The sequence below is a fragment of the Cruoricaptor ignavus genome (genome assembly GCF_900141665.1).
GTDB lineage: Bacteria > Bacteroidota > Bacteroidia > Flavobacteriales > Weeksellaceae > Cruoricaptor > Cruoricaptor ignavus.
This window is the reverse complement of record NZ_FQYI01000009.1, coordinates 62,492-82,659: the sequence shown is the minus strand read 5'-3', so window position 1 is coordinate 82,659 and position 20,168 is coordinate 62,492. Positions and strand designations below refer to the sequence as shown.

The following is a 20,168-nucleotide window of genomic DNA, read 5'->3' as shown; positions in this document are numbered from 1 at the left end:
AGAAGTAAGAAAAAACGGCTAAAACCCGTTGTGGGAAAGGCTTTAGCCGTTGTGAGCTCGACAGGATTCAAACCTGTAACCTTCTGAGCCGTAATCAGATGCGCTATTCAGTTGCGCCACGAGCCCGAATTTTGGTTTGCAAATATAGCACTTTTTACTTTACTTTGGCAAATGAAAATCAGATTTTTTTTCCTTTTTATTCTCATTCTATTATCAGGCTGCAAAAAAAAACAGTCCGAGCCCAATAATTATTCACTGCAAATTTCTGAAAATCTGTATTTTACTGAAACGGATACTAAGCTCGTCATACATTCTGGAAAATTTAAAACTGAAATAAAAAAGTCCGATCTGCCGCTCAAAAAAATCGTGCTCCTCAGTTCCAGCCTTACAGGGTATATCGTCGAGCTTGGCGGCGAAAGCAGAGTTACAGCAATCGCGAGTCCAGAATACATTTACTCGGAGAAAATTACCGGAATGTTGAATTCGGGAAAAATACAGGTGGTGGGCAACGAACAGAAATATGATCTGGAGAAGATAATTGCGCTGAAGCCGGACGCGGTTATTACTAATTATATTGAAATTTTTGAGAATTCTTACCGAATCCTTCGAGAAAACGGTATAAGAATAATTTTCCTTGATGAATATCGGGAGAGCGATCCGCTTATAAAAAGCGCGTATTTAAAGGTTTTTGGTAAATTATTCAGCCAGGAAAAGTTGGCAGATTCTGTGTTTGCGGAGGTGAGAAAAAACTATGCTATTTATAAAAATGCTGCTTCTAAGGCAAATAATAAACCGAAGATCATCGCCAATGAAATGTATGGGAATCAGTGGTTTATGCCAGGCGGAAAAACTTTTGCTGCAAAATATTTTAAGGATGCCAATGCTGATTATTTTTTGAAAAATAATGACGAGACCCGCAGCATTCCGCTCAGTTTCGAGCAGGTGTTTTCAGAGGGCAGCAATGCAGAAGTATGGGTAAATGCTGGGAATCACAGGAATAAAAAGGAATTGCTGGCTGCAAATCCCAACTATGCGCGGCTGGAAGTCTTCCAGCGGGGCAGAGTATATACGATAGGGAAGAGGCAAAGAGCTAAGGCGAATGACTATTTCGAGAGTGGGGCGGTAAGGGCGGATCTGGTGCTTCGGGACTATGTGAAGATTTTCCATCCTGAACTTTTTCCCAACGACTCGCTGGTGTATATGCAGAAAATCTCAGACTAAGCCAAAGCTGCAAGAGTTTTATATTTGCACCTATGTTCAGGTTTATAAGAAGAATAATTTGGTTACTGATCATTCTCAATGCTCTGGCGGTAGTGCTCGGGAGGTACTTCAACCCGCCCATTACCATTACCCAGATCAGCGCTTTTGCGGAGTACGGCAGGCTGCAGCGCGAATACATCCCGCTTTCCGAGATGGGAACCAATGTGCAGAAGGCTGTGCTGGCTTCCGAAGACCAGTCTTTTTTTCATCATAATGGTTTCGACCGCAGGGAAATTCAGGCGGCGATAGAGCACAACCGAAAAGGCGGGAGCCTACGCGGCGGCAGCACGATCTCCCAGCAGACGGCAAAGAATGTCTTTCTTTGGCAGAAGCGAAGCTGGATCCGGAAGGGGCTGGAAACTTTTTACACCTTTATCATAGAAAAATTCTGGGGCAAGGAGGTGATCCTGGAGCGCTACCTGAACTGCATTGAAATGGGGCGTGGCGTATTCGGCGTGGAGGCTGCGGCAAAATATTATTTTGGAAAAAACTCGAAAGACCTCGACAGAAGCGAGGCGGCGTGGATAGCCGCGGTGCTCCCGAATCCCAGAAATTACGACCCCAAAAACCCCGACGGGAAACTCGCCTGGAAACACCGCTGGATCTTGCGGCAGATGCAGACCGTCAGCTTGAAATAATTTACCTTTGCCAAATGGCCAGCCGGAATATTTTTCGCCCTGATTTTGACGCAGTTTTGCGTAGGTACTTCAGTTTTGGGAATGAGTCCCAGAATTTAGAACCGCTTTCGCAGGTGCTTAGGGCTGTCAAGCGTGCGGATTTTCAGGATGTGGTTTCTTTTCTTCGCGATAATGAAGATATCGCCGAGAATTTTTCTGCCTATCTTCATAATATCTTCGGAGGGAAACCATTCACACTCTCGCTTACGGAGGCGAATATTCTTTCGGAAACTGCATTTATCAGTGAATTCAAAAAACGCCTGCTAAACACCTTCATCCCGCCGGTGGAGGATGAGGAAACCGTGTGGCATGTGGTGGATACGGTTTCTGTACGCCCGAAGCAGGACCTGGCCTATTTCAGGGCAATTTCCAGAGAGCAGGCGGATGATTTTTTTAAGCTGTTAAAAATTGATAAGATTATTTCCCGCCCCGAAGTAAAGCAGCAGATACTTTTTTCTATGGAAGTACTTGCCTGGCGGGCGATAGGCTCAGCACTCGATCAGGAAATTTTCCATATGGTACCGGAGTACCGCAGCTTTGATAATCCCTTCATCGCCCTGCAGGACGAGCTTTCAAAACTGGTGAAAATTTTTGAAGAAGACCCCGGTTTAGAATTAAGTTCACAGGATGAGAACCTGAAGCAGATAAAAGTGTATCTCACACAGTGTGAGGAGTTTGTAGATAATGCTTTCAAGAATGCCTCAGTCTACGGCATTTCCGGGAAAATCAACCAGTCCCTGCTGAAAATCCGCCAGATGCTGAAGCGCATTTCCGAATGTCTGGATTTACTGGTGATAGATTCTGAGGAAGATGTCTTAAGAAAATCTCAAGACCTGGTGATGAACATCATGGAATACAAATCTCACAGGAACAACCTTCGGGAGCTGGCCAACGACAGCACCCGCCTCATTTCCCACCTTATTACCAACCACACCGCGGAAACCGGCTCGCATTACATCACTGCCACTGCCGGTGATTATTTGAAAATGTTCTGGAAGGCGAGCGGAGGCGGCGTTATCGTCGGCGCGCTCTGTATCCTGAAGCTGCTCTATGGATTCGCGGAAACCAGCGAGTTTGGCCACGCCTTTTTGTACTCGCTAAACTATTCTATGGGTTTCATAATGATTAATCTTCTAGGGTTTACGCTTGCGACCAAGCAGCCGGCGATGACGGCCGCCGCCCTGGCTAGGGAGCTTTCCGAGGGCAACAATACGGAGAAGAACTTCCGTGGTTTTGCGCATACGGTGGCGCGGCTGGTGCGAAGTCAGTTCATTGCATTCGTGGGCAATGTGCTGTGGGCATTCCCCGCGGCGCTGCTGCTAATCTACGGGCTGGATGTACTTTTTACCCTGAATTTTGCTGCGCCAAAGGCTGAAAAGCTCCTGGCAGACCTGAATCCTCGGGAAACGAAGGTGGTGCTGCATTCCTGCATCGCCGGGGTGTTTCTATTTATTTCAGGAATTATTGCGGGGAATGTTGGCAATAATTCTGTGTATTACCAGATGCCGAAGCGGCTTGCCAATAACCGCATTTTGATCACCCTGTTCGGGAAGCCTTTTGCTGAAGGGGTTTCAAGATATTACGCAAAAAACTGGGCTGGGATAATGTCTAATTTCTGGTTCGGTATTTTCATGGGCATCACGGCGCCGGTAGGGCATTTCCTTGGGCTTGATCTGGATATCAGGCACATCACCTTTGCAGCGGGCAACCTTGCGCTAGGGCTCTACGGACATGATTTTATTGTGGAAAATAGCACTCTTTGGATCAGTATTTTTACTGTATTCCTGATAGGATTTCTAAATTTCGCTGTAAGTTTTGGCCTGTCAATGATTTTGGCGATGCGCTCCAGGAAAATCGATGCGGCAGATTTTGGCGAAATTAACTCGGAAATTTTTAAATACTTCATAAAAAAACCTGCCCTGTTCTTCCTCCCGATCCAGACCGAAATGGATAATAAAACCGGCGCCGCTGCAGATGAATTTTCAAAAAATTAATAATTCGGCAATTTTTTCTTTGCCATATTTTTCCTGAAGAATTCCCAGGTATTGAGATTTTCGCATCCGAAGCTCGTGTCGCAAGAGGGGCGATCTTAGCTTCAGCAGAAGGCTACCTTCCCGTATGCTGATCCTTTCAATCTCGCCCTGCAAACCGCTGCGGGGCAAGCTTTGAAGAAAATCCTTGATTTCAAATGCAAATAATTTATCTTCAAACTGGTGGTTCTGCGCGAAGGTTTTCACCAGCTCAGACGCTACGAATTCTCTTTTCTTTTTTCGCATTAAAAACTGGAATTAACTACCGATTTCGAAAATGACAGATTGATCACTTATTTTCCTGACCATCTTTTCTGTGCGCTCTCTGTGCGTATCGGTGATGAAAATCTGGCCGAAATTTTCCTGGTTTACCAGCTCGATTAACTGTGAAACTCTTCCGTCGTCCAACTTGTCGAAAATATCGTCGAGCAGAAGTATCGGCGTTTTTCCAGTGAGCGATTTTATCGAGTTCATCTGGGCTAATTTCAGCGCAATCAGGAAGGATTTTTGCTGTCCCTGCGAACCGATTTTCTTGATTAATTGCCCATTCATTTCGAAAAGCAAATCATCTTTGTGGATGCCTTTTGAAGTGTGCGTCAAAATCCGGTCTTTCTCAAGATTTTCATTTATTAATTGCTGGAAAAATTCTTTCGCATCGCCGTTATTCTCCGTTAAATCCGAACTGTAAGTGATTGATATTCTTTCCTTTCCGCCCGAAATGATGTCGTAATAATTCTGAATAATCGGCAGAAGATTTTCGATGAAAATTTTTCTTTTGGTAAAAATTTCAGCACCGTGATTCATTAAAGGTTCATTGTAGATTTCTAAAGAATCCGCATCAAAAAAACGATTTTTCGCAAAAGACTTTAGCAGGGCATTTCTCTGCTGTAGCGTTCTTTGATACTGGATTAGATGGTGGAGATAATTTCTGTCGGTTTGAGAAATAACTGCATCCAAAAATTTTCTTCTGCTTTCACCGGAATCGGAAATCAGGTTGGAATCATAGGGTGAGATGAGAACGCTGGGCAAAAATCCAATGTGATCGGCAATTCTGTCGTAGACTTTGTCGTTTTTTTTGATGGTTTTCCGTGAAGAATTTGGCTGCTGAATTTTGATAATGTTGTCTTTTTCATCATCAAACACCATTGCATCAATCGTAAAAAAATCCGTTTTTTCTTGAATATTATGTAAATCAGAATTATTGAGAAAGCTTTTTCCCATCGAAACATAATGCAGCGCATCCAGAATGTTCGTTTTTCCGGCGCCGTTGTTTCCCACGAAACAATTAATCTGCGGTGAAAACTCAAACGATTTTTCCGAATGATTTTTGAAATTAATTAAAGAAAGTTTGCGGATGATCATTAGATTTTCAGCATTCAAGCAGTTTTTCGGGATCCTGTCTTTGATCCCAAAATGCGAGAATTCTTACCTGATTTGTTTTCAATTGATAAACTAAACCGAAGTTTTCAATATGCAGCATTCTTGCATCGAAATTTTCTATCAAAGTTCCGATTTTTGGATGAAGTTTTACTGTATTTAACTTTTTGTTAATCAGTCTGTTAAGTCTATTTGAATAGTTAGAATTTCCATTTCGTTTATTCCAATATTTAACAATGTCTTTTCGCTGATTAATTGCAATTTCCGACCAGAAAATTTCTATTTCAGCCATTCTTCAGCCATTTTCCTTACTTCGTCGTCTGTTGAAAATCTCTCATTTTTAAAATCTTCTTCAGCAAGTTTTAGTAATGAGATTTGTGCATCATCAAGTTTAATCTGTTGCGAATTTTCTAATTCTGATTCCAACAAGTCATCCATCTTTTTTAATTTCTCAACATCGGATGTTCGAGAAATTTTCTCGACAATTCTCTTTCGTAATGTCAGCAAATCTTCCATCGCAATTTTTTGTAAAGATAGCAATCCAAAATCGAAATGCGGCACAGATTTTACTTCTAACTTTAGCACAGCGGTTTTTCCGCGAAAAATTGCCGGTAATGAAAAAATATCTCCTAATCTTTATACTATTTTTCGGAATGATGCCAGTTTTCGGACAGAATTTCTACGAACAACAATGGAAAAAAATCGAGAGCAATTACAGGGAAGGCCGCTACAAAAGTAACCTTCCGCTGATTTTGGAAATTCAGGAAAGAGCCCTGAGAGAAAGCAATTCGGCGGAATTAATCCGTTCGCTGAAATCAGAATTCAGCATCGTGAACAATACTTATGATGACGAGAAAAATGATGTGGCTACGCAGTTTTTCACGAAACTTAGCACTGTGGAAAAGCAGCTGAAAAATCAGGACCGGTTGCTTTACAAAGTGTTGCTTGGCTCTTTTTTCTACGAATATTACCAGCAAAATAGTTGGAGCATCAATCAACGGACAAGTATTGATAATCAGGATGTTACGCAGATTGAAACTTGGACAAAACTGGATTTTAAGAATTATCTTCTGAAATTTTTCAATGAATTGGAGGCTGAAAAGCCACAGTTGCAGAAGGTGAGTTTGAAACCTTATCAGAAAATTTTTCAGAATGATTTTGATTTAGAATTCACGCCAACTTTAGCCGATTGGGTTGCAATTCAGCAGATAGAATTTTTGGATGACGATCCACTTTTCACAGCGAATGAAATTAAGGCTAATCATCAGAAAATCAATGAGATATATGATGAAAGGGTTGCCGTAAATTCAGGAAATACTAAGCTGAGATTCCAGCATTTGAAGTTGAAATTTAATTGTGATAAGTCGAAATGCAAGAATGAGATTTCGCAGCTTGAGCGGCTTTATAATTCGGCTGACAAAAACGATTACAAAATTTTTATCGCAGAAGATATTGCCAATCTTTATCGGAGAAAAGGAGAAAATATAAAGGCACTTGAAATTTTGGAAAATGCAAAAAATAGCTATAAAAATTCAAAATTCATCAATGTCATAATTAATGAGGTAAATGAAATTATCCAATCGACCTTAACGCTTGATTATGAGCTTGTTACGCAAAGTGACAAGCCAATTCATCTGGTTGCAGAACATAAAAATATTGAAAAATTTACGCTGAATATTTTTCAGGTAGCTGATGCAGAAAGTTTTAAGAATCATCTATTTCATAGTTACAAATTCCCTATTTCTTCCGTAAAGAAAAAACTTTTTACAACAGAAAATTTTACACTTCCTTCGAAGAATGATTATAAATCCTACAAAACTTCAGTGGAAATTCCAGCATTGCCTTCAGGGATTTATATTATTGAATATCAATTAGATAAAGATAAAGAGCAGTTTTATTTCATTGCTTCGGAATACAGAATTATTGAAATCGCACCAAGCGAAAATCAGCATTCGAAAATTTATCAACTTGTAAATCGTGAAAATGGAAAGCCGGTTCCAAATATTCCGGTCGAAATTTTTAGAGATGAAAAAGTAGGGAAATTTTCCACGATGACGGATGAACAGGGAAGGTTTTCTTTTGTAGGTGGAAACGACTACAATTATAAAAGATTCGTAAAACTTCGTGGCAATAATTTTGAATTGTTTAATTTCAATAATCGCGAATTTTTCCACAGAGATCATCCTAATTCGCGCTCTCAGATTTTTTTAGACAGAGCGATTTACCGCCCTGGGCAAACTGTTTATTTTAAAGTAATAAACACAAAACTGAACGGCGAAAAAGAGATGGTGAATGCTGGAATTTCTCAGTCGGTTTCGCTGCTTGATGCCAATCGTGAAATTCTTCAAACTAAGGAATTTACGGCGAATGAATTCGGTTCTTACAGCGGTAATTTCGTTCTGCCCCACGGAAAGTTGAACGGATATTTTTCCATAAAAATCGGTAATGAATACAAAAGTTTCAGGGTTGAAGAATATAAGCGGCCGAAATTTGAGGTGGCTTTTGAGCCGCTGAAAAACGATTACAAATACGGCGAAACCATTGAACTGAAGGGCAAAGCAGCGAGTTTTTCAGGCGTTCCGCTTAGCAATACTGCCGTAAATTTTGAGATAAAAAAGCGGAATATGCGCTGGCGTTATTTCCCGTGGTTTGAGCCAAGGGAAGATAACGAAAATTCAATTCTTGGCGAAACGAAAACCAATGAGCGCGGTGAATTTACAATAAAAATTGACCTGAAAAAAGATGAAACACAGGAAGGAATTCAGGTGGATAATTTTGAAATTTCAGCGGATGTAACGGACATCAACGGAGAAACGCAGAGCGCAACGAAAACGATAACCGTAGCAAGCGTTTCGCATTACATTTCGTCGGAAAATATCGGGAAAATTTTCAGCGGTGAAGAGGCAAAAATAAAAGTAGAAACAAAAAACTACAGCGGTGAAAATTTACAGAAACCTTACCAAATCAGGCTGGAAAAACTGAGAGAACCGCAGCAGATTTTCCGCAAAAATTTCCGCAGTGAAATTCAGGATTTGCCAAAAATGAGCAGGGAGGAATTCGTAAGAAAATTCCCGAACGACCGCTTCAGCAAGGAAGATTTGACGGAAAACTGGCCCACTGAAAAGTTAATTTTAAACAAAACCCAGCAGCCGTCCGGCAATGCGGAAATCTCGCTGGGTAAGTTGGAAGCCGGAACTTACCGCCTGGAATTTTTCAATGTGGAGGGCAATGATACCATCCGCACAACGCAATATTTGACAGTTTGGGATAAATCCGGGAAAAATTTCCCGCGCACAATGCTGGAAGTTTTGCCCGAGAAAAAATCCTTTAACCGCGGCGAAAAAGCACGCATCTTCGTTTATTCTTCGGTGCCAGATGCACAGCTGAAAATATTTCTACAAAACGGCGACGGAAATGTAAAACCGCACGAGATTGCGATGAAAAACGGGCTTTATGAATATGCGGTGGAAATTCCGAAAGATGAGAAAATTGAAACGCTACAGCTTGATTTTCAAATCATTGCGTTTAATGATTTTCAAACAAAAACCCTAACGCTGCCGATAAATCAGGAAGATAAATCGCTGAAAATTGAGACGGTAACTTTCCGAGATAAAATCGAGCCGAACTCGAAAGAAAAATGGACGGTGAAAATTTCCGGACGGAATTCCGAGAAAATAAATGCCGAAGTTTTGGCTACGATGTACGATAAATCGCTGGATAATTTTGCGGCAAACCGTTTCCCTTGGCAAAAGCTTTACCGAAACCCTTCGAGGTTTCACCGCTATGACAATTATCGGGAAGGTTTGGAAAGCATCTATTGGAGGAAAAAATTCAAATACCTGGAAACTTACAGAATTTCCGAGCCGAAATTCAATTGGTTTAATGAAGGCCTGGAGTACGGAAATGCTGTGGCTTACAGTGCCAATGTAATGTATGATGCGGCGCCTGCTGCAATGAGTGTCGGCAAAAACAGGACGGCAAAAACGATGGCTTACGCAGAATCAGCGAGAGATCTGGCGGAAACTAAGAAAACGGATTTTGCCGAAAAACATGCTGATTTAGAGAAAGTTAAGGCACGGCAAAATTTGCAGGAAACGGCGTTTTTCTACCCAAATCTTCTTACCGATCAGGATAGCAATGTGCATTTTGAATTCACTTCGCCGGAAGCTTTGACGAAATGGAAGCTGATGTTCTTGGCGCATACCAAAGATGCCCGTGCTGCCACGCTGGAAAAGGATGTGATAACGCAGAAGGAATTTTCCGTGGCGCCGAATTTCCCAAGATTTTTGCGGGAAAATGATGAGATTCAAATTCAGGCGAGGATTTCAAATCTTTCGGCGAAGGCCTTGAGCGGAAGTGCGCAGCTGCAGGTTCTGGATGCCTTTACCAATGAAAATATCACGGAAAAATTCGGACAAAATTTTACACAAAACTTTTCGGTGAATGCCGCGGAAAACAGCGTGGCAAGCTGGATTTTAAAAGTGCCTTACGGCGTAGAATCCGTGATTTTAAAGGTGGTGGCAAAAGCCGGAAACTTTTCGGACGGCGAACAGAATGCCGTGGCAATTTTGCCGAACAGAATGCTAATCACCGATGCTCAGCCGATTTTCGTGAAGCAGGGTGAGACGAAAACTTTTACTCTGAAAAATTTAGCGGAAAACCAATCTGCCACCGCTTCAAACTATGCGAACACGCTGGAACTTACCACCAATCCAATTTGGGAAGTAATTTTAGCGCTGCCGAGCTTGAAAGAAGATGCAAATATTTCGGCAGATGTTCAGTTCAACAAATGGTTTGCCGATGTTCTGGCAAGTGAAATTTTCAGGCAAAATCCAAGGCTGCAGAAGGTTTTCGAAGAATATCAGTCGAAAGATTTGCTGAAATCCAACCTGGAAAAAAATCAGGAACTGAAACAGCTGCTCTTGCAGGAAACGCCGTGGGTGTTCCGCAGCAAGCACGAAGCGCAGCAAAAGCAGGATTTGGCGAGGCTTTTCGATGCCAATACGATGCGGCAATCCATCAAAACCGACTGGGATGATCTGAAGGAGTGGCAGAATTCTGACGGTGGATTTTCATGGATGAAAGGTTCGCCGAGCTCGTATTATGTATCGGTTTACATCCTGAAAAATTTGGGCAGAATTAGTGAATGGCTTGGCGGAAATCTGGCGGAATATCAGGCTGGAAGTCAGCAAAAAATGGTAGAAAAACTGGTGAAATATGTTGATAATGAAGCGCTTAGGTACTACGATTTAGAAAAGAAAAATGTTTGGAATAATTTCGTGCTGAATTATCTGGATGCACGGCATTATTGGGAAAAGGAATTTCCGCTGAAAGGGAAGGGAGCGCAGCTGAAAGCGCTGATTATTCAGAAGGCACCAAAAGCAGAAATCCGCGATTTTACTTTTTATGGCTTGCACCGTGCTGCGCTGCTTTTCGATTTTTACGGGCTGAAAACGCAGTCGGACAAATTGCTGACTTACCTGAAGGAAACCTCGGTGGAAACGAAAACACAAGGCGTTTACTGGAAGGAAAATATGAACAGCTGGGGTTGGTATTCATCTAAAATCGTGAATCATTCGGGCGCGTTGGAAGCCTTCCAGAAACTTCGCCCGAAGGATGAGAATTTCATCGAAGAGCTGAAAATCTGGCTGATAACACAGAAGGAAGTTTCGAGCTGGGATACCTCGAGAAGCACTGCAGAAGTGATTTTCACCATTGTGAACAGCGGCAAATCCTGGACATCGGCGGAAAGTGACAGCGCTACAATAATCTGGGGCGGCAAGCCATTAGCAAATCCTGACGCGAAAGCTACGGGCTACATCAAAACCACGGTGAAACCTGAGGAAATCGATAAGTCTTTGGCGGAAGTTACCGTTACAAAACCAGGTGCAGGAATAATGCAGGGCGGCGTTTTCTGGCAGTATTATGAGGATTTGGAAAAGGTAAAATCGAGCGAGAATTATATTTCAATCACGAAGGAAATTTACCGTAAAATCAATACGGAAAATGGCGAGCAGTTGCAGAAAATCTCTGAGCAGACACCGCTGAAAATAGGCGACAGGGTATCCGTACGATTGATCCTGAATACCGACAGAAACCTGGAATTTGTGCACCTGAAAGATATGAGGGCGGCAGGTTTTGAGCCGGTGGATGTGCTTTCCGGCTATCAGTGGAAAAATTCGCTGGGCTATTATCAGAGCACGAAGGATGCGAGCACGAATTTCTACATCCAGTATATGCCGAAAGGCCGCTATGTATTTGAGTATGAATTAGTTTGCAACGCGGCAGGCCGTTTCAGCAACGGTTTCAGCACGCTGCAAAATTACTACGCACCACAGATGAATGCAAGATCGAAAGGCGAAAGGATTTTTATAAGTGATAAATGACGATTGATAACTAATATGAATGCTTGATGCTGAAGCACAGATGTAATTCACTAGTAATCAATCAATTATAATTAATCATCCATTAAAGCCTTCCGGAAAGGCTTCCTTCGGTTGCATCTTCACCACATTCAGAAGGAACCAGGTTTTCAGGAAGCCATAGCCATACGAAAAATGCTGGATGTAGGTGGCGATTACGGCGATTCCAGCGATGCTGATGTTCATCGTGGTGAGCATTGCGTGGAAAAATACGAGCAGCGTGTAAAGGCCGTAAAGCGCCAATACGAAGCCCTGTTTCAGCACGAAGTATTCGATGAAGGCGAGGAAGTAGCCAATCAAAAACAGCGATGGAAATGCAAAGCTGAGCTTCACGAATTTTGGATGTCTTTGGTTGAGAATCGGTCTTGCGCAGCCAAACTGATACACCTGTTTTGAGAATTTTCCCAAATCCACACGCCTTTTGTGGTAAACCGCGATGCCATCGAAAAACGCCGTAGTGAAGCCGTTTTCCCAAAGTTTCATCGATAAATCTGGGTCTTCGCCTACACGCATTTCCGAAAAACCGCCCACTTCCAGAAACGCCGATTTTTTCACGCCCATATTGAAACTTCGCGGCTGAAATTTCGTCACTGCTTTTTTGCTTCCGCGAATTCCGCCGGTTGTCAGCACGGAAGTCATCGCGTACGAAATCCCTTTCTGCATCAGGTTGAAACCTTTGTGCGCTCGGTCTGCACCGCCAAAGGCATCGCACGGAATTTCCGCGATATTTCGTCGCACATTAGCAATGTAATCCTTTTCCAGAATCACATCAGAATCCAGGAAAATCAGCCATTCACCGTTGGATTTTCTCGCACCGAAATTTCTCGACAAACCAGGGCCAGAATTTTCTTTGCGAAAAAACTGAATTGCCAATCTTTCATTAAAAAGCTCAATTGTTGGTAAAAGTGAAATTTGAGAACCATCGTCCACAACGATGACTTCGAAATCCTTATCCGTCTGAAAAGCCAGCGAATTTAGCAGTTCGAAAAGTTCATCCTTCCGGTTGAATATTGTAATGACGATGGAAAAAGTAGGTTTCACAAATTATTGATTATCAGTATATTTCTGTTTCTTCGACCCTTCATACATTTCGTATTGCAGGAATCTTGTTTCCAATTTTCCGTTGAAAAGTTTGATTTTTCGTGAAGGCCTAAGTCCGATTTTTTTCGCAGCGTCAAGGTCAGAAGTGATGATCCAGGCCAAAGTATTAGGATATTGATTTTTGAAGGTATCGCCTATTTTTTTGTAAAAATCGTAATCCTGAATTTTCATCCGTTCATCATACGGTGGATTGAAAACCATCAGCAAAGGAAAATGTTCTTTTTTCGTATCGAAGAAATTTCTCTGCTCTATTTCAATTACATCCTCAAGTTCTGCCGCTGCAATATTTTTCCTCGCATTTTCAATTGCCTCATTTTCAGCATCGTAGCCAATGATTTTCCCGCTGAATTCCTGAATTTTATTCAGTCGGAAATTCTTGATTTTCGTGAAAAGTTCGTCGTCATAATTTTTCCAGTTTTGGAAACCGAAGGATTCCCGGAAAATCTGCGCCGGAAGTTCCATCGCCATCATTGCCGCTTCGATGAGCAGGGTTCCGCTGCCACACATTGGGTCCAAGAAGTTGCCTTTGCCATCCCAGCCTGCGATTTGAAGCATTCCTGCTGCCAGAACTTCATTCAGCGGCGCTTTGCCCTGCGCTTTTCGGTAGCCTCTTTTGTAGAGCGGTTCGCCGGAAGAATCAAGCGAGATGGTCACCAAGTCTCTGTCGATATGCAGGTGAAATTTGATGTCCGGATTTCTCGTGTCTATGTCCGGTCTTCTGTGGAATTTTTCCTGAAAAAAATCCACGATGGCATCCTTCATTTTCAGCGTCATAAAGCGGGAATGCGTGAAGAGGTTGGAATTTACCGTGGCATCTATGGCGAAGGTTTGGGACACATCCATAAATTCCGACCAGTCAAAACGCGCCAATTTGTCATAATATTTTTGCTCATTTAAGGCCTTGAACGAAAATATCGGAACCAGGATTTTCACCGCTGTTCTTGCGGAATAATTGATTTTGTAAAGAAATCCCAAATCGCCGGTGCAGCTTACAGCGCGGTTTTTCGCCGCCACATTTCTGCCGCCCAACTTTTGGATTTCCGCTGCCAGCACTTCTTCCAGCCCGAAAAATGTTTTGATTTGAATTTCCAGATTTTCTGTGTCCACAATTTTACTTTTCGCAAAGACAAATTTACTCTAAATTTGCAGAATTGTGGTTGAAGTTCTGTTGATTCTCAGCGTGGTTGTCGGCGCTTTAGTGGGTGCGAAGTTTGGCCGCCAGAAAGTTTTGGCGAAAAACCTGCTCGTTTTTGCGGCGGGCTTTCTCATCGCCATTTGCCTGAACGAAGTGTTTCCAGCCGTATATTCATCGGGAATCCACGGTATTGGGATTTTCGTGGTAGCCGGCGTTTTGCTGCAGCTGGTTTTGGAAAGTTTAACCAAAGGCTTCGAGCACGGTCACATTCATCAGCGCGATTCCCAGGGCATTCTGCCGCTTTCGCTGATTATTGGGCTCGTTGTACACGCCTTTATCGAAGGCATACCTTTGGCGGAAAATCCGCGCGAAATTTCGCCCTACCTGCTCGGAATTTTGTTCCACAACCTGCCCAGTTCCTTTGTGTTGGGCGCCTTCCTTTTCGGTTCGAAAAAAATCAATTTCGGCGGAATGCTCACCGTGGCGCTTTTTGCAATCGCTTCGCCGCTTGGTATGTGGCTTGGCCGCTTTTTCGATGCATCGCTTCAGCCGTACTTTTTGGCGGTAGTTGGCGGAATCTTCCTGCACATCGCATCCGTCATCATTTTTGAATCGAATAAAAATCATAATATCGATTGGCAGAAAATTCTGCTCGTGGTTTCCGGCATAGCCTTAGCCTTGCTCAGCCACAATTTCCATTACCATTAACAAAAAAAACTTCGGATTTTCGCCCGAAGTTATTCGCTAAATTCTCATAAAATATTAAAATCTCCAGCCGAGCGTTACTGTAAAGTTGTTTTGGGTATTCTTCACCTCGGATACTACGGATCCGTCGTTCCCGAAATAGCCGTTTGGATTAGAATAATTTGTGGAAAAATATTGCGTGCCTGCCAGGTCATTTCCATACAGGAAAGGGTTGGAAAATTTAGAGCTGATATTCTGGTAAGCCGCATCCACATAAAATGACTTGAAATCATAGCCCAGCCCGAAGCCAAAAGTGTTGCGCGTGCCAGCGTAGAGATTGTCGTACTTCAACTGGCTTGCCGTGTTGTTTTGCGCCACGGTGTAAAGGTTTCTGTCGCCAAAAGGATTGGATGCAAATCCATAGCCGCCACGAATTCTGAACTGATTAATGCGGTATTCCGCTCCTACGCGCACCTCCGTGCTGTTTTTTCCGTCCTCGAAAAAGCTGTTCAGTTCATCCTCCAGGTCCTTATCTCCAGTGGTGAATTTCGGTTTGCTGACGCCTTGGATTAAATCCACATTGAAGGCAAAATTTTTCGAAGGCACAATTGCCGCACTTGCCGAAAGCTTCATCGGGGTGCGTAAATCGCGTGATTCAGTATAAAGTCCATCGTCATTGGAGTTTACAGGGCTGTAGTAATAATAGCTTCTGTCGATATTCCACCAGGTGGGAGTTTCCAGCGCCAGCCCCAGGCGGATTTGGTTATTGATTTTACCAATCACGCCTATGTTGGCAGAAAATCCGGTTCCGTCTTCCCCGTAGGGCGTGTATTGTTTGAAGTAGCTGTCAGTTAAATTTTCTGCCACGGAGCGCATAGACGCAGTATCGTATTGGTCGATGCTCGCATTATGAAGGTTCAAACCGATACCAAAATAGAGTCTGTGATCGTAATTCGCACCCGCAGCCAGGGTAGTTTTAGCCACATTTCCCGTTCTGTCATACGCGTGACGCACAAATTGGAGCTGATCCTCTGGGAATTGGAAGGTAATGCTGTTCTGCCCACGGCTCTCGAGATATTCTTCCGCAGATTTCGAGGAAAAACTAAATCCGAGATTCACATTTTTAATCTTCGTGTTGCCGCCCTCCGTGTTGAAAACAAGGATGCCACCAGCCTGCCCGACATTAGCATTGTTAATTTTAAAGCTGTTGCCCTCACCGAAGAGGGTGCTTTCATTTTTATTACTCTGAATGAGTAGCGACGCCGATACATCGCTGGCGATGGCCACTCCCACACCGGCAGGGTTCACATTTACGGAGCTTATATCCCCACCAAGGGCGCCCATAGCTCCAGCCATTGCATTGTATTTTGCGGAGCCCTGGGGTGTGGTATCATAGACTTCCACCGCATTCCTGACGGTAGAGACATCCTGCGCCCAAGCAGTGCTGAATGCAGCGGTAAGGAATGCTGCTGCTATACTTTTTTTTAACATTTTTGAAGTTGTAAAGTTATTTTAAAATTATCTGCTGCCCCCGGTACGGAAACCTCCGGTACGGCTTCCGCCTGTACTGCCGCCACCATAGTTCCCGTTGTAGCCGCCGGTTTGATAGCTGCCGGAGGAACGGTAAGAGTTATCCCGGTAGGTGTCGCTGCGCTGCTGCGAAGGAGTTTCTCGGTAAATACTTCTATTACCCATCCCGTCGGATCTGCTCCTATCCGCGCCATTATATGTGCGCTGCCCCTGCGGGTAGCTGGTGCGGAATCCTGCATCCCTACCGGAGTATGCCGGCTGAGATGCTGAGGAACTTCTCCCGTTATTGCCGGCAGTTGGATAGCTGTTTGGCCCGACATTTCTGCGCGGAACACTATAGCGGTAAGGTACGCCATACCCATAATAATCATAATAGTATGGGCCATAATATGGCGAATAGTAGTAAGGAGAATAATAATAAGGTCGATAGCCATAGAACCCTCCGTAAAATGGATCACCATACCAATATGGATTTACACCATAGCCATAATATCCACTATACCACGGGCTACCCCAGCCAAAACTCATCCCGAACCTGCCGCCATAATAAGGGTGCCCCCAGCCGTAGCCAAAGCTACCATACCACGGCGCATAGGCGCTTCCCCAGCCGCTATATAGGGTCTCGCTTCCCGCATATTCTCCCCAGTCGGAGTCGGATTTTTTCTCGTTCCAGTTGCGCCTATAGCCCTTTCTGCCATAGCGGGCTATATCTTCCTCGGTTTCCGGCCTTGCGCTGTAGTCATAATTTTCATCCACCCTATTGCCGGCGTAGCCCTTGTATGTGCCTTGGGGTACGGTATCCCGGCTCGGGTCGTAATACACACCGTCGGTCTCGCTATATCCATTCATATAGGATCCGCAGGATGCGAGGAGTAGGCCGGCGGAAAATGCCAGAAAAGAATTTTTCAGATTTCTTTTTAAAAATTTATCAAAGATATTTTTTTCCATGATGTCAGAAAAATGTATTTCAATTATCTTTGCACAAAAGCCAAAACTGTACCATATTTATTATATGTCAGTTTGCAATTCGCTTCTGGCTTTTGATTTAAAATTAAAGGAAAAGTTAAATTTTATGACAAAATTAACGACCCGTGCGGAAGATTATAGCAAATGGTATAACGAACTGGTGGTAAAAGCCGACCTGGCGGAAAATTCCGGTGTGCGTGGGTGTATGGTCATCAAGCCCTACGGCTACGCCATCTGGGAAAAAATGCGGGATGAGCTGGACAGGAGGTTTAAGGAAACCGGACACCAGAATGCTTACTTTCCGCTGTTTGTGCCGAAAAGCCTTTTCGAAGCGGAAGAGAAAAATGCCGAAGGCTTCGCAAAGGAATGTGCCGTAGTCACGCATTACCGTCTGAAAAATGATGCCGAAAATCCAGGGAAATTAATCGTGGATCCGGAAGCCAGGCTGGAAGAAGAGCTCATCGTGCGCCCAACTTCCGAAGCCATCATCTGGAACACTTACAAAAACTGGATTCAGAGCTACAGGGATTTGCCGATACTCATCAATCAGTGGGCGAATGTTGTTCGCTGGGAAATGCGGACAAGGCTGTTCCTTCGCACCGCAGAATTCCTATGGCAGGAAGGGCACACGGCGCATTCCACCAGGGAAGAAGCGATGGAAGAAACCGAGAAAATGCTGGAAGTGTACGCCGATGTTGCGGAAAATGTGCTTGCCGTACCGGTAATTCGCGGCGTGAAAACGCCGAGCGAAAGATTTGCCGGCGCCGATGAAACCTACTGCATAGAAGCGATGATGCAAGACGGCAAAGCGCTTCAGGCTGGGACATCGCATTTCCTCGGGCAGAATTTTGCCAAAGCCTTCGATGTGAAATTTACGAACAAAGAAGGTCAGCTGGAATATGCGTGGGCAACTTCCTGGGGCGTTTCCACAAGGCTGATGGGCGCTTTGATAATGGCACATTCCGATGATAATGGCCTGGTGCTTCCGCCAAAACTTGCGCCAATTCAGGTGGTAATAGTGCCGATTTTTAAGGGTGAAGAGCAATTAAACCTAATCCGTAAAGTGGCGGATAAAATCGTGGCAGAGCTAAAACAGAAAGGCATCAGCGTGAAATTTGATGATGACGACCAAAACAAGCCCGGCTGGAAATTCGCGGAATACGAGCTTAAAGGCGTGCCGGTAAGAATTGCGATGGGTGCAAGGGATCTGGAGAACCAAACCGTGGAAGTTGCACGCCGCGATACATTGACGAAAGAAGTAAAACCGCTGGAAAACATTGCGGAATATATTTCGCAGCTTCTGGACGAAATTCAGGACAATATATTTAGGAAGGCTCTGAAATTCCGCGACGAAAATATTACCGAGGTGGATACCTACGAAGAATTTAAAAAAGTGCTGGAAGAGAAGGGCGGTTTTATTTCCGCGCATTGGGACGGCACAGCGGAAGAAGAGGAGCAAATCAAGGAAGAAACGAAGGCTACCATCCGCTGCATTCCTTTGGATAATGATTTGGAGGAAGGCGTTTCCTTAATCAGCGGAAAACCATCGAACCAACGGGTTATTTTCGCGAAAGCGTATTAAATTAACATAAACTTAATATAAATTTCGAAAGAAAATATGACATTTTTCAGTTTTTGGAATAATAATTGCTAAAGTTCACCAGAAAAACAAACTATTATGTCAGTAAATTTAATTGATCTAATCAAAGGACAACTTGGTCCTGCCCTGATTACTCAGGCATCAACGCAATTTGGCGAAAGTGAATCCGGAATCAGCAAAGCGATCAGCGGACTGCTTCCTGCAGTGGTTGGCGGTATGGCTAGAAATGCATCAAACCCTACGCTTCTTGATGCAATTTTTGGTTCTGCAAGCCAGGGCTATCTAAACAACCTAATCGGAGGCACTTCTGATAACTCCGTAATCTCAGCAGTACTGAATACGATTTTCGGCGGCAGAGCTAGTGATTTATTTTCATCTGTAGCATCTTTTGCAGGTGTAAATAACTCTACTGTGAATTCCCTTGCAAATATGGTGACAGGCGCTACGCTGGGTACTGTAAGCAAGTATGCATCTGATCAAAATCTTGACAGAGCGGGCGTTTCCAGACTGCTAGAGCAGCAGAAATCTCATGTTTCCGCACTGCTTCCTACTGGCCTTTCACTTGCTAGCCTTGGTCTAGGTGATTTTACAACCTCCACAACAAACAACAATCTAAATGATAAAACTATGAACTCAAACAACCAAGGCAATCCTGATGTAAACAGAGCAGGCAACACGCATGTAAATGTGGACAGAAAGGATAACAATTCAATCTGGAAGTGGCTTCTTCCGCTTCTTCTGCTTCTTCTCGCAGGATGGTTCCTTTGGAAGCAGTGCGATAAGAAAAATCCTGAAACCCCTATGCAGCCGGCTGATTCCACAGTTGTTGTAGAAGATTCTACTATGGTAGATACAGCAGCCGTTACAGCTCCTGCTAACCGTGGAGAACTTCAGGACATTGACCTAAACGGTACCGCTCTCAGAGGCTATCCTAATGGTCTTGAACAGAGAATGATTTCTTACCTTCAGAGCGGTCAATACGCAAATGCCAACGAAGAAGGTCTGAAAGCTGTATGGTATGATTTTGATAATGTAAACTTCGTACACGGCTCTAAAGATCAGCTAGAGGCTGGTTCTGAAGCTCAAATTGAAAACCTTGCTAAAATCCTGAAGGCGTATCCTGATGCTAAAGTTAAAATTGGAGGCTACACTGATAAAACAGGTAATGAAGCCGTAAACAAAGAAATTTCTCAAGGAAGAGCGAACTTTATTAAGTCTCAGCTTGAAAAATATGGTGTAGGTTCACAAGTAACTGGTGCTGAAGGTTACGGATCAGAATTTGCTACTGTTGATGCTTCTGCTTCTGACGCTGAAAGAGCTAAAGACAGAAAGATGGCTATAAGATTCTCAAAATAATTAATTTCACACTATACACAACTCCCGGCC

Annotated in this window: 15 protein-coding genes and 1 tRNA gene; 7 read left to right on the top strand and 9 right to left on the bottom strand. The window is 43.6% G+C overall.

What is annotated here, in order from left to right:
* Positions 1-52: 52 nt before the first annotated feature.
* Positions 53-126, bottom strand: a tRNA-Arg gene (locus BUB43_RS09330).
* Between the two features lie 45 nt (positions 127-171).
* On the opposite strand from BUB43_RS09330, the gene BUB43_RS09325 reads away from it, so the two are divergent.
* The 3 genes from BUB43_RS09325 to BUB43_RS09315 are packed head-to-tail and all read left to right on the top strand — an operon-like array spanning position 172 to position 3,931.
* Complete coding sequence (locus tag BUB43_RS09325; protein WP_073180478.1) at positions 172-1,221, top strand: ABC transporter substrate-binding protein; 1,050 nt, start codon at positions 172-174, stop codon at positions 1,219-1,221.
* Between the two features lie 32 nt (positions 1,222-1,253).
* Positions 1,254-1,898 carry a monofunctional biosynthetic peptidoglycan transglycosylase gene (gene mtgA, locus BUB43_RS09320; RefSeq protein WP_073180476.1) on the top strand — a complete coding sequence of 215 codons (645 nt, stop codon included), beginning with the start codon at positions 1,254-1,256 and terminating at the stop codon, positions 1,896-1,898.
* A 14-nt stretch (positions 1,899-1,912) separates the two neighbouring features.
* Positions 1,913-3,931: a recombinase gene (locus tag BUB43_RS09315; RefSeq protein WP_073180474.1), complete on the top strand. Its 2,019-nt coding sequence runs from the start codon at positions 1,913-1,915 to the stop codon at positions 3,929-3,931.
* Here the strand turns inward: BUB43_RS09315 and BUB43_RS09310 are convergent.
* The 4 genes from BUB43_RS09310 to BUB43_RS09295 are packed head-to-tail and all read right to left on the bottom strand — an operon-like array spanning position 3,920 to position 5,860.
* Positions 3,920-4,213 (bottom strand): DciA family protein, encoded by a 294-nt coding sequence (locus tag BUB43_RS09310; RefSeq protein ID WP_073180472.1) that lies wholly within the window; start codon positions 4,211-4,213, stop codon positions 3,920-3,922. The genes BUB43_RS09315 and BUB43_RS09310 overlap by 12 nt on opposite strands.
* 12 nt (positions 4,214-4,225) lie before the next feature.
* Positions 4,226-5,329, bottom strand: a complete 1,104-nt coding sequence (gene recF / locus BUB43_RS09305) for a DNA replication/repair protein RecF (RefSeq protein ID WP_073180489.1) — start codon at positions 5,327-5,329, stop codon at positions 4,226-4,228.
* A gap of 7 nt (positions 5,330-5,336) precedes the next feature.
* Positions 5,337-5,636 carry a type II toxin-antitoxin system RelE/ParE family toxin gene (locus tag BUB43_RS09300; protein WP_073180470.1) on the bottom strand — a complete coding sequence of 100 codons (300 nt, stop codon included), beginning with the start codon at positions 5,634-5,636 and terminating at the stop codon, positions 5,337-5,339.
* On the bottom strand, positions 5,624-5,860 hold the full coding sequence (locus tag BUB43_RS09295) for a hypothetical protein (RefSeq protein WP_073180468.1): 237 nt from the start codon (positions 5,858-5,860) through the stop codon (positions 5,624-5,626). The genes BUB43_RS09300 and BUB43_RS09295 overlap by 13 nt, the downstream gene beginning before the upstream one ends.
* 98 nt (positions 5,861-5,958) lie before the next feature.
* Here BUB43_RS09295 and BUB43_RS09290 point away from each other — a divergent pair, with 98 nt between their 5' ends.
* Complete coding sequence (locus BUB43_RS09290; RefSeq protein WP_073180487.1) at positions 5,959-11,730, top strand: alpha-2-macroglobulin family protein; 5,772 nt, start codon at positions 5,959-5,961, stop codon at positions 11,728-11,730.
* A 75-nt stretch (positions 11,731-11,805) separates the two neighbouring features.
* On the opposite strand, the gene BUB43_RS09285 is transcribed toward BUB43_RS09290, so the two are convergent.
* Positions 11,806-12,807 carry a glycosyltransferase family 2 protein gene (locus BUB43_RS09285; RefSeq protein ID WP_073180466.1) on the bottom strand — a complete coding sequence of 334 codons (1,002 nt, stop codon included), beginning with the start codon at positions 12,805-12,807 and terminating at the stop codon, positions 11,806-11,808.
* 3 nt (positions 12,808-12,810) lie between these two features.
* Positions 12,811-13,974, bottom strand: a complete 1,164-nt coding sequence (locus tag BUB43_RS09280) for a THUMP domain-containing class I SAM-dependent RNA methyltransferase (protein WP_073180464.1) — start codon at positions 13,972-13,974, stop codon at positions 12,811-12,813.
* Positions 13,975-14,020: 46 nt separating this feature from the next.
* Between BUB43_RS09280 and BUB43_RS09275 the strand changes: the two genes are divergently transcribed.
* Positions 14,021-14,710, top strand: a complete 690-nt coding sequence (locus BUB43_RS09275) for a ZIP family metal transporter (protein ID WP_073180462.1) — start codon at positions 14,021-14,023, stop codon at positions 14,708-14,710.
* A 54-nt stretch (positions 14,711-14,764) separates the two neighbouring features.
* Here the strand turns inward: BUB43_RS09275 and BUB43_RS09270 are convergent, their stop codons facing one another.
* Complete coding sequence (locus tag BUB43_RS09270; protein WP_073180461.1) at positions 14,765-16,177, bottom strand: OmpP1/FadL family transporter; 1,413 nt, start codon at positions 16,175-16,177, stop codon at positions 14,765-14,767.
* A 27-nt stretch (positions 16,178-16,204) separates the two neighbouring features.
* Positions 16,205-17,164 (bottom strand): hypothetical protein, encoded by a 960-nt coding sequence (locus tag BUB43_RS09265; RefSeq protein ID WP_073180459.1) that lies wholly within the window; start codon positions 17,162-17,164, stop codon positions 16,205-16,207.
* Positions 17,165-17,288: 124 nt separating this feature from the next.
* On the opposite strand from BUB43_RS09265, the gene proS reads away from it, so the two are divergent.
* On the top strand, positions 17,289-18,764 hold the full coding sequence (gene proS / locus BUB43_RS09260) for a proline--tRNA ligase (protein WP_073180485.1): 1,476 nt from the start codon (positions 17,289-17,291) through the stop codon (positions 18,762-18,764).
* A gap of 96 nt (positions 18,765-18,860) precedes the next feature.
* Complete coding sequence (locus BUB43_RS09255) at positions 18,861-20,138, top strand: OmpA family protein (RefSeq protein ID WP_073180457.1); 1,278 nt, start codon at positions 18,861-18,863, stop codon at positions 20,136-20,138.
* The last annotated feature ends 30 nt before the right edge of the window (positions 20,139-20,168 follow it).

Coding starts and splice junctions, on each gene's coding strand:
- BUB43_RS09295 (WP_073180468.1), bottom strand. CDS start 5,860: ATGGAAGATTTGCTGACATTACGAAAGAGAATTGTCGAGAAAATTTCT.
- BUB43_RS09270 (WP_073180461.1), bottom strand. CDS start 16,177: ATGTTAAAAAAAAGTATAGCAGCAGCATTCCTTACCGCTGCATTCAGC.
- recF (WP_073180489.1), bottom strand. CDS start 5,329: ATGATCATCCGCAAACTTTCTTTAATTAATTTCAAAAATCATTCGGAA.
- BUB43_RS09255 (WP_073180457.1), top strand. CDS start 18,861: ATGTCAGTAAATTTAATTGATCTAATCAAAGGACAACTTGGTCCTGCC.
- BUB43_RS09290 (WP_073180487.1), top strand. CDS start 5,959: ATGAAAAAATATCTCCTAATCTTTATACTATTTTTCGGAATGATGCCA.
- BUB43_RS09300 (WP_073180470.1), bottom strand. CDS start 5,636: ATGGCTGAAATAGAAATTTTCTGGTCGGAAATTGCAATTAATCAGCGA.
- BUB43_RS09265 (WP_073180459.1), bottom strand. CDS start 17,164: ATGGAAAAAAATATCTTTGATAAATTTTTAAAAAGAAATCTGAAAAAT.
- BUB43_RS09310 (WP_073180472.1), bottom strand. CDS start 4,213: ATGCGAAAAAAGAAAAGAGAATTCGTAGCGTCTGAGCTGGTGAAAACC.
- BUB43_RS09315 (WP_073180474.1), top strand. CDS start 1,913: ATGGCCAGCCGGAATATTTTTCGCCCTGATTTTGACGCAGTTTTGCGT.
- mtgA (WP_073180476.1), top strand. CDS start 1,254: ATGTTCAGGTTTATAAGAAGAATAATTTGGTTACTGATCATTCTCAAT.
- proS (WP_073180485.1), top strand. CDS start 17,289: ATGACAAAATTAACGACCCGTGCGGAAGATTATAGCAAATGGTATAAC.
- BUB43_RS09325 (WP_073180478.1), top strand. CDS start 172: ATGAAAATCAGATTTTTTTTCCTTTTTATTCTCATTCTATTATCAGGC.